Origin of the sequence: Janthinobacterium sp. PSPC3-1, assembly GCF_049896105.1 — a bacterium.
GTDB lineage: Bacteria > Pseudomonadota > Gammaproteobacteria > Burkholderiales > Burkholderiaceae_D > Janthinobacterium.
In genome coordinates this window covers 125348-142399 of the sequence record NZ_JAFCTQ010000010.1, presented here as the reverse complement: position 1 = coordinate 142399, position 17052 = coordinate 125348, and the positions used below count along the sequence as shown (strand labels likewise).

General features: G+C 60.5%; 12 protein-coding genes. 9 read left to right on the top strand and 3 right to left on the bottom strand.

Annotated elements, in window-relative coordinates; genetic code table 11:
* Positions 1–28 precede the first annotated feature (28 nt).
* From ACP7B7_RS13285 to ACP7B7_RS13260, 6 genes are read left to right on the top strand one after another with little or no spacing between them, the layout of a single operon-like run.
* Positions 29–889 carry a helix-turn-helix transcriptional regulator gene (locus ACP7B7_RS13285; protein WP_308921365.1) on the top strand — a complete coding sequence of 287 codons (861 nt, stop codon included), beginning with the start codon at positions 29–31 and terminating at the stop codon, positions 887–889.
* Positions 877–2352: a Wadjet anti-phage system protein JetA family protein gene (locus ACP7B7_RS13280; RefSeq protein ID WP_426076965.1), complete on the top strand. Its 1476-nt coding sequence runs from the start codon at positions 877–879 to the stop codon at positions 2350–2352. The genes ACP7B7_RS13285 and ACP7B7_RS13280 overlap by 13 nt, the downstream gene beginning before the upstream one ends.
* Entirely contained in the window at positions 2349–3116 is a 768-nt protein-coding gene (locus ACP7B7_RS13275; RefSeq protein WP_308921361.1) for a DUF4194 domain-containing protein, read from the top strand. The genes ACP7B7_RS13280 and ACP7B7_RS13275 overlap by 4 nt, the downstream gene beginning before the upstream one ends.
* Positions 3113–6571: an SbcC/MukB-like Walker B domain-containing protein gene (locus ACP7B7_RS13270; RefSeq protein WP_426076964.1), complete on the top strand. Its 3459-nt coding sequence runs from the start codon at positions 3113–3115 to the stop codon at positions 6569–6571. The genes ACP7B7_RS13275 and ACP7B7_RS13270 overlap by 4 nt, the downstream gene beginning before the upstream one ends.
* Before the next feature lie 11 nt (positions 6572–6582).
* Positions 6583–7767 carry a DUF2399 domain-containing protein gene (locus ACP7B7_RS13265; protein ID WP_426076963.1) on the top strand — a complete coding sequence of 395 codons (1185 nt, stop codon included), beginning with the start codon at positions 6583–6585 and terminating at the stop codon, positions 7765–7767.
* 29 nt (positions 7768–7796) lie between these two features.
* A complete protein-coding gene (locus ACP7B7_RS13260; protein ID WP_426076962.1) occupies positions 7797–8183 on the top strand; it encodes a VOC family protein in 387 nt (128 codons plus the stop codon).
* Between the two features lie 4 nt (positions 8184–8187).
* On the opposite strand, the gene ACP7B7_RS13255 is transcribed toward ACP7B7_RS13260, so the two are convergent.
* Positions 8188–9228, bottom strand: coding sequence for a LacI family DNA-binding transcriptional regulator (locus tag ACP7B7_RS13255; RefSeq protein WP_426076961.1), 1041 nt, complete (start codon positions 9226–9228; stop codon positions 8188–8190).
* Positions 9229–9321: 93 nt separating this feature from the next.
* Between ACP7B7_RS13255 and ACP7B7_RS13250 the strand changes: the two genes are divergently transcribed.
* The 3 genes from ACP7B7_RS13250 (at position 9322) to ACP7B7_RS13240 (ending at position 12513) form a co-directional block, all read left to right on the top strand.
* On the top strand, positions 9322–10512 hold the full coding sequence (locus ACP7B7_RS13250; RefSeq protein ID WP_426076960.1) for a phytanoyl-CoA dioxygenase family protein: 1191 nt from the start codon (positions 9322–9324) through the stop codon (positions 10510–10512).
* A gap of 28 nt (positions 10513–10540) precedes the next feature.
* Entirely contained in the window at positions 10541–11662 is a 1122-nt protein-coding gene (locus tag ACP7B7_RS13245; protein WP_426076959.1) for a Gfo/Idh/MocA family protein, read from the top strand.
* 65 nt (positions 11663–11727) lie between these two features.
* Positions 11728–12513, top strand: coding sequence for a hypothetical protein (locus ACP7B7_RS13240; RefSeq protein WP_426076958.1), 786 nt, complete (start codon positions 11728–11730; stop codon positions 12511–12513).
* A gap of 39 nt (positions 12514–12552) precedes the next feature.
* Here ACP7B7_RS13240 and ACP7B7_RS13235 read toward each other — a convergent pair whose 3' ends face one another.
* On the bottom strand, positions 12553–14397 hold the full coding sequence (locus ACP7B7_RS13235) for a phytase (protein ID WP_426076957.1): 1845 nt from the start codon (positions 14395–14397) through the stop codon (positions 12553–12555).
* A gap of 11 nt (positions 14398–14408) precedes the next feature.
* Positions 14409–16931, bottom strand: a complete 2523-nt coding sequence (locus ACP7B7_RS13230; RefSeq protein ID WP_426076956.1) for a TonB-dependent receptor — start codon at positions 16929–16931, stop codon at positions 14409–14411.
* Between the last annotated feature and the right edge of the window lie 121 nt (positions 16932–17052).

The window sequence follows — 17052 nt, the reverse complement described above, 5'->3', positions numbered from 1 at the left end:
TTGGTAACGACTTGAGAATATCTTTCCTATGTATAGTGAAAAAAAATACTCACAACTGCATCAAATGGAGATTTTGCTGCGCTGGGAAGGACGCTTAAACAACGCACGTTTGCGTGGAATTTTCGGTTTGAATAGCAGCGTGCGGGCTAGTGTCCTGATCAGGGAGTTCCGGGAGGCGCATCCAACTTGGCTCATTCATGACTCGAAGACCAAGAACTTCTACCCGACCGCAGACTTCCTGCGTCCATTGCACACGGCGCAGTCGAATCGCCGCAATAACGCAGCTGAACTCGCGCACTACCTCGTGCTTGCCGGAATGCCATATGCCACTCCGATCGGTGAAGAACACTCGCTTGTTTGGGTTGGATATCCTGATATTGCAGCGCCTGGTCCCGCGATCTATTCGTCTATGCATTCGGCCGCGCGTGAGCGCCGGGTGGTCAGTATTTCATATCGATCGATGAAAAATCCGGCTCCGCACCAACGAACTGTCAGCCCGCATAGTCTCATCAGAGCGGGGTGCCGCTGGCATGTCCGTGCCTATTGTGAGGAAGCCGCCGGATATCGTGACTTCGCACTGGGCCGTATTGTGAGCGCCAAGATACTGAAGGATCGACAGGCCGAATTTACATCTGAGTCCGATACTGCGTGGATGACACCAGTGAAAATTTCTCTGGTTGCTCATCCCGCTTTGTCAGCGGAGCAGGCGGAAGTAATCCGCTTTGAGTACATGAATGGCGCGGTGGCACTTGTCGAAACCTGCCGGGCCGCGTTGATCCAGTATTTTGTTCAGGACGTGCGTGCAGCGACTAACGTCGAGACGCAGCGCCCGCCGGACTACCAGCTTGCGGTCCAAAATGTCAGGGAGATTGAGCAATGGCTCTTCTAGAACCGACTTTGAGCAGGGCCGCGAGCGTCAACGTACCGCCGCTATTCGACCGGCTGCCCGGGACTATCTTTAAACCCCTCGCGTCGCTGAACCATGAGCGATTTTGGACTGTGCTGGTAGGGTTGCACCGAACCCGTTTTGGGCCAGATGCGCCACTACCACCAAGTGACGGCTTTCCGATCCGCGACATCATTGCGGATATCGAGCGTGAGCTCGATGACAGCGAGGCCTGGGAGGATGAAGAGGGTAGCGGCCCCGTTTCAAACCTCAACATGCGTGCCAACCTGGTTTTCAATCGATTTGTGGAAACTGAATGGCTGCGGCGTGGCCGCCACGGTGCGGAAAAAGTTGTCACGATGAGTCCGTCCATTAGTCACTTTCTAAATTTGCTTATGCAGTTTGCTGAGAGTGGACCAATTTACGTGTCAGGGAAAATCAATTCGATCTTTGGCTTGATTACGATGGTCGAGAATGAGGAAGCTAGTGGGGACACGCTGATCGAGGCGGCGCAGCAGGCTCGCAATCTGCTTGAGCACATCCGCAATACCAGTACGATCATCCGCGATTTGATGGAGTCGCTGAGTAAAGAAGCGACTCCGGCGAGGTACCTGTCCAAGTTCTTCAGCGACTATATCGAGCGAGTGTTCATTGGTGATTATAGGGAGTTGCGTACGCGAGAGCATCCATTGTCCAAACGTCAGCAAATCCTGCGCATCGTCGATGGGATCGATGAATCACCAATCGAGCGAATGCGGCTGATCGAATGGTATGAAGACAAGCAGTTCCCCGGTGACATGGCGCGCGCTGAACGCCAGTACGAACGTGACCTGCATCGCTTGCGCGAGCTAACGCGCATTGACGAATACCTTGACCGGCTGGATGACGAAATCCGTCGCGCGAATCGTCGTGCCCTAGCTTACCTGGACTACTCGGTTCGCACCGTTCGCCCTATCGGTCAAATGATCAATGTTGCGATCGAAAGTATTAATGGCGGCACCCAGCTACTCATGTGTGACCCGTTTGCCGCTGGCGGGATGATCAATGGAATGAACCTGGCACTGCCACGCAAATTCACGAAGCGCCTGGCGCCGTCGAAGCTCAGGAAGGTGCTTCCTGCCCCCGGGGACATTGCGCGTGCCCATGTGATGCAACGGGCCCGCGATGCGCGTGCGATGAACTCGCCGAAATTGACTGCATTTTTGCTGCAGCAGTTGGGCGGCCAGACCCAGATCGAAAGCTCCGATCTGGAAATTGAGAAGGTGGTAGAGGGCAGAGCATATCAGTCGCTCTTAACCATATCGGTTGCGATGGGTACCGAAAGCCCCACGCTACAACGGGATGTCAGATCAATGGTCCCTGGTTTTAACGTTATGCCGCAATCCATTGGGGAAGAATCACATCACTTGGTCAGCGGGCGCACGTTCAGGGTGGCACGCAAGAACAAAGCAAAAGGCAAATCATGAGTAATCATTGGGATACCTTGGCAGCGCGCTCGCAGGGCCTGTACATGCCCGCCGAGTTTGAATTAGCGAGTTACCGTCTGGTCAACGAACAGGTGTTGTACCACTCGGACAGGCACAGCCGTAACGCGTACCACCTTATCGAGGGTTATGAGCGCGATATCAGGATTGCATTGCGCCCCTTGGGTGTGGGCGTCCAAGTTAACCGCGAGCTCCGGTACGCTTATGCAGTGCCACTACATGGAAAATCCGGTACCGCCAGCACCAACCAGACCCTGTTCGCGCTGGTGCTGCGCAATATCTATGACGAAGCGGCGCGAAATGCTGATACAAACGACGATGGCGAGGTGGTTTGTGATCTCGTGGAACTAGGCGAAAAGTATCGCATGATGACCGGCCGGACGCTTCCTGGGAAATCGGAATTGAGGGATCTCCTCCGTACTGCGAGACGCTGGGGCATTGCTCGCATCGTAGGCGGTGCCGACGAGGAGGTCCTCGATGTGGATCTTCACGGCCAGGACTACGCAATTATGATCCGACATGCGATCACCGTTGTTTTAGGGGAAGCAGCGCTATCACGACTCGCCGGATGGGCACTCCCGGGCAACCTGGATGATGACGATGGCGAGGACGACAAAAATCATGATGATGCAGAGCCGCAGCAAGAGATGATCGTCGCGGAGAACTGGCCAGTTGATCTGGAAATAAATGACGACAAACCGGAATTGGACGAAGACCATCACCACCTTGAAGGGGACACAAATTGAAATATTTGGAGAGTATCAAAGTAGTTCAGTTTTTCCTGTATGAACAACAGGAGTTCTCCATCAAGAAAATCACCGGTGTGTTCGGACCGAATGGTAGTGGCAAGAGCTCCATGCTTGACGCTTCCCAGATCGCGCTCTTCGGCGGGAACTCCAATTTACTCGCATTGAATGCTCAGGCTGACGACAACAGCACAACACGAAACATTCGTTCGTATTGCCTTGGGCAATACGGTCCAAACCCTGAAGACCGCGTCCGCGACCAAGCCATTACCTATATTACGCTGCTGTTCAGAGATTCCCAGACGAACCTGCCAATCACTGTTGGAGTGTGCATTTACGCCTCCATTGAAAAAGATGGTCATGAAGTGCTCGGGCGGTATGTATTGCATGGGATCGAACTGTCGATGGGCGACCATCTTGAAACGATTGATGGCGACGAGCAACCTCGAGACTGGAAGAGCTTCCGGCAGCAGCTCCTGCACCGCTCTGGGCAGGATGCTGAAACGATCCTGTTCACAGATAGCGAACGCTTTATCCGCGCTCATCTGCTCGCTTTGCGTGGGAGCGGCGGCGCGCCGGTGACTGAAGCGTTTACGCGCGCCTTTCGATTCGGTTTGCGTATGAAGTTCGACAAGACCGTGGACAACATTGTGCGAGACGATGTGCTGGAGCGCAAACCTACGAACATCAAAAAGTTCAAGGATGTTACAGATTCGTTCAAGAAACTTGCCGAGATGGTGGCGCACGTAGAAACCAAGATCAATGATGGCGATGCGATCCTGAAGGACTTTACCCGCGCAGCGACCGAATCGAGCCGGGCAGTTACCTGGGACGCTTTGGCCCTATCGTGCGTGCGCGAAGCCGAATTGGAAAAGCACGACTTATCGACGACATCGCGCGAACGGGCCGAGGCGAGGTACAACGATGCAAAGAGCGCGCTCCAGCATGGACAAACCAGCCTTGACGAGAAGCGCGCGGATATTATGCGCTTGCGCGCACTGCGAGACGGCCACGCAGCTCATCAAGATAGCGGGACACTGCAGCTTGCTATCGAGAAAGCAAATGCCCGGGCTGTAAGCGGCGAGAAGGAGCTCAGCGGGTTTCTCGACCTTGCTCGCATGCATCTCGCCGCCGCTGGCGCCAGCGAGCACCTACAAAATGAGGCGACTGACCTGCAAGCCTGTGCAGCCGGGTTGCCCGAGAGTGGAAAGACTGCTGCCAGCATGTCGGCCGATGCACTGCGCGCCGCATTTAGGCCGATGAACAAGCTGATCGCTGCAGCCGTCACTAAGCTCTTCAGGCTGCCTGGCGCGATTGGTCACGAAATCGGAACGCTGCGTGAACAGCTAAGTGAGGCTGAAGACGATCTGAAACGTATCAAGGAGGGACGTCCGCCACTGACTGACAACGTTAAAAGGCTGTTGCTTGCTATGCAGCGGGAAAAGCTGAGCCCAGTCCCAGTATGTGATCTCGTGCGTGTTACCGATCCAGCTTGGCAGGGCGTGATCGAGGGCTATCTTGGCCCTCATCGTGAGGCGCTATTGGTACCGCCGGGGGAAGAAGAAGAGAGCTTTTCTTGCTATCGTTCGGTCCCTCTGTACGGTGTCAAGATGGGCATGGAGTCGCGCCAGAATATCAACTGGCGGCCCAAGGCGGGATCTGTTGCCGAATTGATTGAGGGCGACTCGCCTGCAGCCGTCGCGTACGTCCGCGCCAAATTCGGCGACCTGATGAGAGCACATACAAACGCAGAAGCGTTGCTCGGACCACGTACATTGATGAACGACGGTATGTATGTCAATGGCGGCGATATCGACCGCGTTCAGCCAGTCGAGCCCGGCCGGTGCCGTATTGGAAGGGTTGCAATAGAACAGCGCGACGAGCTGGCGCAGCAGATTATGAGATTGAAGGCTCAAATCGAGGTTCTCGAAAAGCGCGAAACAGCCGTTCGCCAGCTGACGAATGAGTTGATAGCGTTCAATTCTGCAGAAAACATTGATCGCGCCATCGCGGCAGTAAAACAGGTCAAGGACGCGCTTGAAGAGAAGTCTTCCCTCGCCACGAGACTGGCCGCTACGGCAGACGCTGAGTACGTGCGGCTGAACCTGGAATTGAATGCTGCTATTGAGAAGGAAATTGGACTGCAAGGTGCCATGAACGGCCTTTATCAGGAAGAGTCCAACGCAAATTCGGCAGCGGGGATGGCAATACAGGCAGAAGGTCTGGCTGCGGAAAACTCCCGGTTTGCAAATGCACGCGCTGAGGAGGCGCGCCAAGATGGGGAGTTCGATGTCGATGCTGCGTCTAAAGATTGGGACCAATGCCTTGGCCAATTCGGTTCACAGTACGCTTTGATGCGCACCCATTGTGCCGACCAGGCGCGCTTGGCACGCAACAGGCTGGAGACGGCACGATCACGTGGCGCGACGAATTTTGGGCAGTTCATCAGTAAGTACAGGGAACATGTCAGCCGCGAAGTGCTGGGGGATTGGCAACAGTCGCGCATGTGGCTTGGCAATTTTATCGCTCGGCTGCGCGATATCGAACTTGTCGATTACAAGCAAGAAATGGATCATGCCTATCAAACCTCCCAGGAGACCTTCAAAACGGACGTAGCAGTCCTTCTGGATGCGAATTTTGAGTGGCTGGACCGCACAATTAATCGGCTGAATAGCGCATTGAAAAATTGCCCAGTTTTTACAAACGGAGAACGCTATCAATTTGTCGCCAACCCGCGGCCTAAGCTCGCCCACCTTCTGAAGTTTATTAAAGATGTGGCCGCTTTTGGCGTTAGCGGTAGCATGTTTGGATCCGCCGGGGAGCTGCCTGAGCAGTTCCGTGATCTGCTCGACGATAAGATCGCTACGGGCGCAGCTGGCGCGCGCAGTCCCCTGGATGACTACCGTGAGTTTTTCGAGTTCGATATTGAGATCCAGCGTGAAGATGCCGTCACAGGCGCCACAAAGCGTGTCGGCATGCTCAGCAAGCGCCTCGGGCCTGGCTCAGGAGGTGAGCACCGCGCGCCGCTCTACGTGATCGCTGGCGCCGCATTGGCTTCTGCTTATCGGCTGGACGACACCCACCAGGATGGGGTCGGCCTTATCTTGCTGGACGAAGCGTTTAACAAGATGGATATGACCAACATTACGGCCACCATGCGCTATCTTGAAGATATCGGCCTGCAGGTGTTAATGGTCAGCCCCGGTGAAAACCTTGGTATTTTGACAGCGTTTCTGCACCGTTACTATGACATCATGCGAGACGCTAAAACCAACGTTATTTATCTTGAGGGTCATGATGTAAGTGAGGAAGCGCGCGAACTGTTCCGCAGTGATTTGCCAGAGTTTCATCCCGAGTTGATTGATGAAGAGCTGCGTAATTTTCAGCCGTCTCTCGGCCCCCATGGCAGTAACGTAGAGCCAAAGACGGCTCCACCGAGTGGTCCGACAGCGTAAGGCTAAACATCATGAGAACTCTTGCTCAAAAACTTTTACATAAACTCTTGGCAGAAGGTGAGCGGTGCGCCGCCGGCGTTCGTTCGCGACCGCCGGCGCTGAAGGCGCTGGACCTTGCGGACTACCGCAACACCGTATCATTAAAGGATAAGGACGAATTTGAGTCGATAATGCGCGCCGCCAGGGCGCAGGGCGCGGTGCGGCTTGTCTGGGACCAAGGTAGTGTCAACGAAAGCGCTCCGGACGACTTTATCGAGCGCGTCAATCTCGCTACCCTGACATCGCTTGCTGATTTTTTAGGTGAGCGCTCGCGCGGAGATATCCAGGCAGAGGCGGTAGCGTTGCTTTCCTCTCAATTTGATTCATTTCCTGTGTTGGTTCAGCTGTGCGAGCGCTGGGCTTTGCTTCGCACTGTACGCAGACTTGGTCCAGAGAGCGCCCAAGCATGGCTCGATGCAATTCGAGTGATTGTTTTCGCGCGCGGCTTGCGAGAGGCCGACGCCATAGCCCTTCCCATTCGCGAAGCGAGTTATCGTATATTCAAGGATACCAAACGCCTTGAAAAGCTGGCGCCGGCGGTGGATGTGCTGCTCTACAATGACCTTGATGCCTTGCCGCGTCCCGGTGACGAAGTTTGGAAGGAAATCGGGCTGTTTCGCGAAGAGCAGCCTATTCGGCTTGCAGGGAACGTAACGATCAAGCGCGAACGCCTAACAGCGACTCTTGATACTCCTTACGCCGCGTTTGCAGCTACGTCTCTTCTGGGTATCGTCGATGTTCCTGAGCATGTCACAACGATCGAGAATTTGACAACGTTTCACAGCGAAGCGCGCCGACAATGCAACGAAAGGTGCCTGTTGATCTATACAGGTGGCACGCCGAGTCCTGCATGGCGAGCCATGTACCGCCGGCTTATCGCATCGATTCCTGACTCAGTGCCAGTCCGTCACTGGGGGGATATCGATGAAGGCGGGTATAGAATTGCAACCCTGATAGCTCAAGATAGCAACCATGCCGGAAAAATTCTGCAGCCTTGGCGAATGCATCCCGACGATATACAGGAAGATCTACGGCGACCTGCTTCAGAAGGTACGGTGGCCCGAATGAGTCGCTACGCACTCAGTGCAGGCTGGCCTGAAATTAGTGCGGCAGTCGAAATTGCTAAGATGACTGTTGAACAGGAGGGGCTGGCTTAAAAGTTTTGATAATTCTTTATGGAGCTCACATGAAACGTGTCACCGGCATCGGCGGTATCTTTTTCCAGGCGAAAGACCCGGCCACCCTGCGCGCCTGGTATCAGACCCATCTCGGCATCGATGTGCAGGCCTGGGGCGGCGCCGCTTTCAGCTGGGCGGGCGAGGATGGCCAGCCTTGCGCCGGCACGACCATCTGGAATATCGCGCCGGCGCAGGGCGAGCCGTATGCGCCCGGCAGCTCGCCGTTCATGATCAATTACCGGGTTGACGATCTCGATGCGCTGCTGGACGCCTTGCGGGCTGAAGGCTGCAATGTGCTGGAGGCGGGCGAGGCGTCGGAATATGGCAAGTTCGGCTGGGTGCTCGATCCCGAGGGCAACAAGGTCGAGCTGTGGCAGCCGCCGTCGGGGCAATAAGCGTCTACGGCCGCGCCGCCAGCGCCGGCAAATTCCATGGCGTGACGATCTGGATCGCCGACAGCGACTGGCCCTGCTTCAAAGGTGGCAATGCCCCCAGCGCGCGCAGGACATCCTGGCAGGCGCGGCGCATGTCCTGGCCCAGGTCATGGTGCAGCACGGCCTGGATGGCGCCGGCGCGCAGCAGCGCCAGGTTGTCCGCGTCGAGGTCGTGGCCGATAAAGACCTTGCAGCGCCGGCCCGCCTGCGCGAACGCTGCGACGATGGCCGCATTGCCGCCGCCTATCGAATACACGCCGGCAATGCCGGGGTGGTCCCGCAGCGCCTGGGCTACCTGTGGCCCCGTGGCGCCGTCGATGCCATGGCCTTCGCTCACTTCCACGATGGACAAGTTCCGATGGCGTTCGCGCAGCGCGCGCCGAAAGCCGAGCTCGCGCTCTTCCTCGCCGTGATAGCGGTTGCTGCTGAGCGTCACCAGCACCTGCTGTTTTTTTGCGTTGCCCATCCACTGGCCGATCAGGTAGGCCGCCGTTTCGCCGGCGGCGCGGTTGTCGATGCCGACATAGGTGCAGCGCCGTGAGCCGGGCAGGTCGGTCACCAGGGTCACTACCGGAATACCTGCGGCGGCCAGCCTGCCAACAGCATCGGCCACCTGCGGCAGGTCGGGGGCCTTGAGCAGCACACCGTGGCTGCCATTTTTGCGGATGCGTTCCAACAGCTCGACGATGCGTTCCACCTCCAGCGTTTCATGCAGGTGAAAGCGCGAGCGCAGCACGGCCGGGTGCAGTGACGGCAGTTCCGCCTCCAGCGCCTGGCGCACCGAGTCGGTGAAACGCTGCGGCGCCACCATCAGCACATCGATCATGAATTTCTTGCCGGACAAGCCCACCTGCACGCTCTGCCTGGACAATTCCTCCTGCGCCTGCAGCACCCGGCGCACGGTGGAAGGATGCACGCCAGCGCCGCCTCGGACGACGCGCTCGACGGTGGCAATGCTGACGCCGGCCTGCAGTGCGACAACTTTCAGGGGGAAGGGGTGGGCCATGAGTTGACGGTTTCTTGAGGGGTTTTCGGATCAAAAATGCAGGTTTCCTTGCTTATACTGATTTTACATTCAAAAAAAACACAGGAGACCTTCATGCACGAATACAGCGCCGCCAGCGCGCCGCTGCAGCCCTACTGGTTGTCCAGGCAGGATTGCGACCTGGACGCATTCCACCGCCTGGCCAGCCGGCAGACCGATGCCGCCGATTACCCGCACGCAGCAAGCGTGCAGTCCAGGGTGCCGGTCTACGACTGCGACAGCGTGCGGCGCCTGGGCAAAGACCCGGCAACCCTGCAAGCCCTGCAGGCCGAATGGGGCCGGGCGCTGCTCGGCGGTCCTGGCGTGATCGTGCTTCAGCGCGCCGTGGCGGACCTGGCCACGCTGGAGCAGGTGAGCAATGTATTCCGCGCGCTGATCGCCGAGCAGCATGCCAGCGGCAGCGCCAGTGGCGACCATTTTGCGAAACCCGGCGCCAATGACCGCATCTGGAATGCCCAGCAAAAGCTGTGCCTGCGCGACCCGGACGCGTTCGGCCGCTATTACGGCAATCCCGTGCTGGCCTGGATCAGCCAGGCCTGGCTGGGGCCGGGCTACCAGATGACGGCGCAGGTCAATGTGGTCAACCCGGGTGGCGCGGCGCAGTCGGCGCACCGCGACTACCACCTGGGTTTTCAAAGCGAGGCCAGCAGCGCCAGCTTCCCGGCCCATGTGCATCACATGTCGGCCGCCTTGACCCTGCAGGGCGCGGTGGCCCATTGCGACATGCCGCTGGAGTCCGGCCCGACGCTGTATTTGCCTTACTCGCAGCTGTACCCGGCCGGCTACCTGGCGTATCACCAGCCGGCCTTTCGCGATTATTTCGAGCAGCACAAGGTGCAACTGCCCCTGGAGACGGGCGACGCCGTGTTCTTCAATCCGGCGCTGTTCCATGCGGCCGGCCACAACCGCTCGACCAGCATCCGGCGCATGGCCAATCTGCTGCAAGTGTCGTCGCCGTTCGGCCGCGCCATGGAAACGCTGGATCGCCAGGCCATGAGCCAGGCGCTGTATCCGGCCCTGCTGGCGCTGCGCGCGCAAGGCCAGCCGCGCGATGAAGCGGCGCACGCGGTGGCGGCCTGTGCCGAAGGCTATGCCTTTCCCTGCAACCTCGACCGCGACCCGCCGATCGGCGGCATGGCGCCTGCCACCCAGCAGCAAATCCTGCTGCAGGCGCTGGAGGAACAGTGGCCGCCAGCGCGCCTGGACGCGGCGCTGGCCGACAAACAATGGCGCCAGCAAGCCTGAGCCTTTACCAACAACAACGAGAGACACCATGACCAACACCATCCGTATCGGCCTGATCGGCGCCGGCTACATGGGCAAGGCCCACACCATCGCCTATAAATCCGTGCGCAGCATTTTCAATACCGAATTGATGCCTGTCTGCGAACTCATCTGCACCAGCAGTGACGAGGGTGCCGCGCGCTGCGCCCGGGAACTGGGCTGGAACCGCGCCACCGGCGACTGGCGCGCGCTGGTCAATGACCCGAATGTCGACGCCATCATCATCGCCACGCCACCGCACACCCACAAGGACATCGTGCTGGCCGCGCTGGCGCTGGGCAAACCCGTGTTCTGCGAAAAGCCGCTGGGCTTTTCCGCCGCCGAATCGCTGTCGCTGGCCGAGGCGGCGGAAGCCGCCGGCGTGGCCAATATGGTGGGCTTCAACTATATCCGCACGCCGGCCAGCCAGCTGGCGCGGCAGATCATCGAAGCGGGCGAAATCGGCGAGATCATCCATGTGCAGGCCGAACATGTGGAGGACTATCTGCACGATCCGCGCGCGCAGGCATCGTGGCGCACGCGCGCGGCCACCGCCACCCGGGCCGGCGCGCTGGCCGACGTCGGCTCGCACCTGATCAACCTGGTGCTGCGCCTGGCCGGCCCGGTCGACAGGCTGGTGGCCGACATGAACGTGGTGCATGCCCATCGCGAGGGGCCGCAAGGGCGCGAAGCGGTGGAAAACGACGACCAGGGCAATCTGATGCTGCGCTTTGCCAGCGGCGCCCTGGGCGCGCTGACCTTCAGCCGGGTGGCGGCGGGGCGCAAGATGGGCTATACCTACCGCATCACGGGCACCAAGGGCGCGATCGCCTTCGACCAGGAAAACCAGAACGAACTGTGGCTGTACGACGCCGGCCGCCCGGCCCAGCGCCAGGGTTTCCAGCGCATCTTGACTGGCCCGGCGCACCCGGACTACCTGGCGTTCAGCCAGGGCGCGGGCCACGGCACCGGCTATAACGACCAGATCGTGATCGAAGCGCGCGACTTCTTGCAGGCGATCGCCAGCGGGCAGGCCGTGTGGCCGACGTTTCGCGATGGCTACGAAGTGGATAAAGTGGTGGAGGCCGCGCTGCGCTCGATGCGCGAGCGGGGGTGGGTGTCGCTGGGATAATATGGGTCTCGGCGACGTCAAGAGCGGCGCTGGACAAGCCGGCACCCATGGTTTAAGTTGGCGCCATGGAAAAACCGACTGAAACAACGCCACTCGACCTGCACTCTGCGGCATGGGCCAGCCTGGCCGATGCTTACGGCAGCGCTGAAAAAATCCCGGCGCTGCTGCAAGAACTGCGACACGGAGACGCCGAGGCCCTGGACGATTTATATGGCCATATCTGTCACCAGGGCTCGATTTACCCGGCGTCGGTCGCCGCATTCCCGCACCTGGTTTCGGTGGCGGCGGCAGTGGCAGCGCCGGACCTGCGCGCGGGCCTGCTGTCGCTGGCCGGCTCGATTTGTGAAAGCGCCAGCCTTGACGAGCAATTGCAGGCATCCCCTTGTGTCGCCGCATTTCGTGCCGCGGTGCCGGTCGCGCTAGCCATGGCGACAGCCGACCTGCAACAGGTTCAGGACAGGCTGAACGGCATCTACCTGCTCAAAGCCGCTGCCGCATTTGCCGGATTTGCCGGCGCGGCGCGGGTCTTGAGCGGTTTTGCCGATGAGGAGTTCTGCCTGGCTTGCCCGGGCTGCGGCATCGACCTGTATGTCTGGCCGGTGCCGGAAGGCTTGTCGGCCGCCACCGCAGACCCTGTCTTCACGCCATCGGCGAAAACGGCACTGGTGACTGCCGGGCCGGTCGACAGTTCAACCCAGCTCGCCGCCTTTGCCAGGCTGAAGGCGCAAACGGCCGCCTTGCCCTGCCTCGACGACGTCGCGTTTCGCCTGCCTTTCCTGTTTGGCAGCGCGCGCTGTGCCGAATGCGGCCACTCTTTTTCGCTGATCGAGGCGCTGGGCAGCGATGCATAGCATTAATCCGATGCATCGCTGAGGCGTGCCCAGCCGCCATTAATCCAGCTTCAATGCCCTCGCCACATCCCCCCACGCCACATACTTGAAGTTCTGCGGCCCGTCCGGCAAGCGCTTGTAGCCGTCCTGGATCACCAGCATGCCTTGCGCATACGGGCCGCCCAAGTTACTTGAGGTCACTTCCAGGCCATCGGTCTCCGAGGTGCCATCGACGCCGGCCCGCAGGTTGAATCCGACCCGGAAGCGGCCGCGCACCTTGTACGGCGCGGTGGCGTCCAGCACCACGTAGCTGCTGTCGCCCTGGCTGGAGACCACCAGGTAGCTCGGGGCGCCATTGCGGCCGTGGTAGATGGCCATGCCTTCCACGTCGGCCGCCAGGTTGGCGCCGACCGGCAATACCATGCTGAGGGCGTCCGGTTTGGCCGCATCGGCCGAGGTGGTCCAGACGCCGCGCCGCTCTTCGCCGAGGAACAGGCGGCCGCTGTTATCGTCGGCCACGCAGCCTTCGGGTTGGGTGGCGACCTTGAAGCTGCGCAGCAGGGTGGCGCCGAACTTGCCGTTATTCATGCCGATCTTGTACTGCTGGAAAGTGCCGTCCTTGTCGTTGATAAATGCTTCCACGCCGCCCGCCTTGGGCTGGTACAAGCACATGCCGTAGATGTCGTTCAGGCCGGTGGCGAAGCTGCCGGCGACGCTGAGCTCGCCATTGGCGGCTATGCTGAACAACATCATGGTGTTGTCGTCGCGGCGGGTGGCGACGGCCAGGTCGACCTTGGCGCCGCCCAGGTCAATGCCCTGGCGCACGTCGACGTTGTTCAGTCTGCCCACTTCCAGCAACTGCGTCTGCTTGCCCTGCAGGTCGTAGACCAGCAGGCCTTGCTTTTTATTCGTGCCCAGGATGCGTGCGTCTGCAGGGTTGCTGGACAGCCAGATGGCCGGATCGTCGGCCGCGTCGCCCTGGCGCGCCATCGGCTCCGTTTGCGCCTGCGGTTCGATAATGGCCACCGGCATCGTCTTGTCGGCCTTGCCTTGCCAGGCCAGGGTGCGTGACTGCCATCCATTTTTGCCGCGCAGCAGCAGCTTGCCCTCGTCCAGGGCCAGTTGGCTGTCGCCCTTGCGCACGTTCAGGGCCACGGCTTGCGGCGGCAAGGCCGTCCAGCGGCCATCCTTGTGCGCCAGCAGGTGCAGTTTTTCGGCCCTGGCGTCCAGCACCGCGACGCCGCCCGGCAGCACGGCCAGGGCGCCGGCGCCGCCGTCCAGCTGGCTGTAAGGGCGGCGCAAGGCCACCGCCTCGCGCTTGCCCATGCCTTCGGACTCGGCATCATAGGCCCACACGCCCAGGTTGCCTTCGCTGACCAGCAATTGCTTGGCGCCATCGTCAACCCGGCAATGCTTGACGTGCGGCGGCAGGGCCAGCTTGCGCACCAGGCGGCGCTGTTCACCCTGCATCACCCATTGCTCGGCCTGGCCGTCCTTGGCGATCAGGAACAGATGATCGAGGCGCTGGGCGTCGCGGTACAAACAGGATGCCTCCACCGAAAACGTGGCGTCCGGGAACGGCGCCAGCCGCGTGAGTTTACCGGCTTGCAGGTCCACCGTGACGGGCACGGGGCGCTGCGTATCGGCTTCCAGGAAGACGGCCAGCACCTGGTTGCCGGCAATGCGCGTGTCGAGCTGCTTGGCGCGCACCGGGACATTGTCCTGCTCGCGGCCGCTTTTGTCGAACAGGTGCAGGCCATGCTTGTCCAGCGCCAGCCAGCCGCCGCCGGGCAGGCGCGCCAGTTCTTCGGCCTGTGGAGTAAAAGCAGGCAGGGTGGCGGCCAGCAAGGTGATCGGGGCGGCAAAAGCGGCCAGCAGGGCGGCGCGCAACAGGGATTTTTTCAAGATGACTTTCATTAAAAGGCGCTCGCTTTCAGGCTCAGCTTGTAGGTGCGGCCGTATTGTTCGTTCTGCACGTTGAACTGCTTCGTGCCTTGATAGACATAGTATTTTTCATTGTTCAGGTTGGCCGCCTCGAACGTCAGCTGGAGTTGCTTGCTGAGCTGGTAGGACAGCGAAAAATCGAGCTGCTTCTGGCTGTCGACGATATGGTCCTGGCTTTGCTGCAGGATATCGCCGCCCATTTCCAGCAGATATGGCGACTTGTAGTTGAGGGCCAGGCGGGCGCTGACGGGGCCGGTTTCATAGCCCAGCATCAAATTCATCACCTGGTTCGACTGGCCCGGCAGGCGGATGTTGCGCGACAACTGGCGGCCGGCCGCCTTGTCGTAGCGGGCGATCTGCGCCGACGAGGTGGTCAAGGTGCCGTTGACGCCCAGCAGGAACTGGTTGAACGGTGCGGGCAACATGCGCAGCGGCTGCATGTAAGAAAGCTCGATACCTTTGACCTTGGCCGCGTCGCCATTCGCATACGAGGTGGCGCTGGTGTAGCTGGCCCACTGGCCGGTGCCGGCCAGGTTGGTGGTGTAGGTAAAATTCTTGATGTCCTTGTAGAAACCGTAGGCCGACACCACGCCGTCGTTGCCCAGCACCCGCTCGATGCCGAGGTCCAGGTTGTTGGCCTTCAACGGTTTCAGGTCCGGGTTGCCGATCACCGCTTCCGTATTGCTGGCCAGGCTGACACCGGGCGCCAGCTGGCTGAAGTTGGCCCGTACCACGGCCTGGGTCCAGGCGGCGCGCACGCTGGTTTTATGGTCGAGGTCGTAGCGCGTCTGCAGGTTCGGCAGCCAGTTGGTGTAGGAGCGCTCGCGCGTCAAGGGCGTGGCGACGCCGCTGCTGTTCACTTGCGAGCCGGCGGCTTCAAAGCTGGTACGCTCGGCGCGCACGCCGCCCAGCACATGCCAGGCATCGACGTCATAGCTGTTCTGCACGTACATGGAATTGATGTCTTCATGCATGCGGTAGTCATTGATGATCGATTCGGTGGCCAGGCGCGCCTTGTCGCGGTCCAGGCCGGCCACGCGGGCGCGGATCAAAGCGGGGTCGAGCGCCACGCCGATGGCACCCAGGTCGTAGTCGAGATTGCGGCCCTGCACGAAAGCGCTCATGGCGGTGCTGCCCGCACCCCAGTAATTGCCGCTGGTGGCCTTGCTGCTGTTATATGCCCATTGATTGGTGTCATTGGTTTTTTCGCGGCGGCTGGCCTTGGCGCCGAATTTCAGGGTGGCGCTATCGAACTTGCGGGTGAGATCGATACGCGCATGATGCTCATTGTCCTTCGAATAGCGCTGCTGCAGGGTGATGGCGTTCAGCGCATAGCTGGCCGGGTCGTACAGCGAGGCCGGGCCGGTCAACAGCGGCTGCTGCGTGTCGGTAAAACCGACGCCGGCGATATTGCTGGTGGCGCGAAAACGTCCGTCGTTCAAGGACTCCGGCGTGTCTTCCGTGGCGCGGCTGGCGCCGCCCTTGATATCGAGGGTCCAGTCGCCCGAGATTTGCTGGGTGCCCAATACCAGCGACCGCACCTGCTGCGTGTACTTGCGCTGGCGGATGCGGCGTTCGGCGCGCGCCGTGCCCGTTTCGCCTTCCGCCAGGCTGCCGCCGGCGATATTGCTGATGTTCAGGCGGTCGCGCACTTCATTGTCGGAAAACTCGCTGAGGAAGGAGCGCAGGAACCAGCTGTTGCCCGCTTCGGGGCGGTAGTCGAGGTTGACGGCCAGCGCGCCGCGCTTCCTCACCGGCAGGTAGTCGCGCAATTCCAGGCCGCTCAGGCGGCCATTGCTCCAGGCGCCGCCCGTTTCCACGTCGTCGGAACCGAAGGAGCGCTTTTCGGCGCTGATGCCGGCCGCCACGCCCAGCTTGCCATCGAGAAAGCGCTGGGCCCACAGCGCGCCGCCGCTGGGGCTGGTCTTGCCGGTTTTATCGTCGTGGCTGGCGGCGATATTCGCCGACAACAGTTTGCCCGGCACATCGAAGGCCGACAGCGATTTCACTTCCACCGTGGCGCCCAGCGAGTTGGCGTCCATTTCCGGCAGCAGGGTTTTGGACACTTCCAGGGTGCGGATCAGGCCGGCCGGCAGGATGTCGAGCGCGACGGCGCGGCGGCCCGCTTCGGGCGAGGGCACCAGCGCGCCATTGATGGTGACGGCGTTCAGGTCCGGCCCCAGACCGCGCACGGTGATATAGCGGCCTTCGCCCTGGTCGCGCTGCACCGAAACGCCGGGCAACCTGGCCAGCGCTTCGGCCGCGTTCTTGTCGGGCAGGCCGCCGATATCGTCGCTGCTGATCACGCTGACGATATTGTCGGCCTTTTCCTGGGCCGCGATCGCATTGCGCAGGCTGGAGCGCTGGCCCTTGATGACTACTGTAGCGGACTCGTCCTGTGCCTGCGCTGGCGCATGGAAGGCGGCCATCACGGCCAGGGCCAGCGCGGACAGGCGCAGCGGGGAAGACATCGAAGAAGTGATGCTGGTTTTCATGTTGGGCTCAAGAGGGGAGTGGAGGGAACCGGGCGGATTCTAGGCAGCAAATATGACCGATCCATGACAGGGCACGGCACAAAGGCGCGCTGGCAGCGGGTTTCAGGCCCGGATGAGCTGA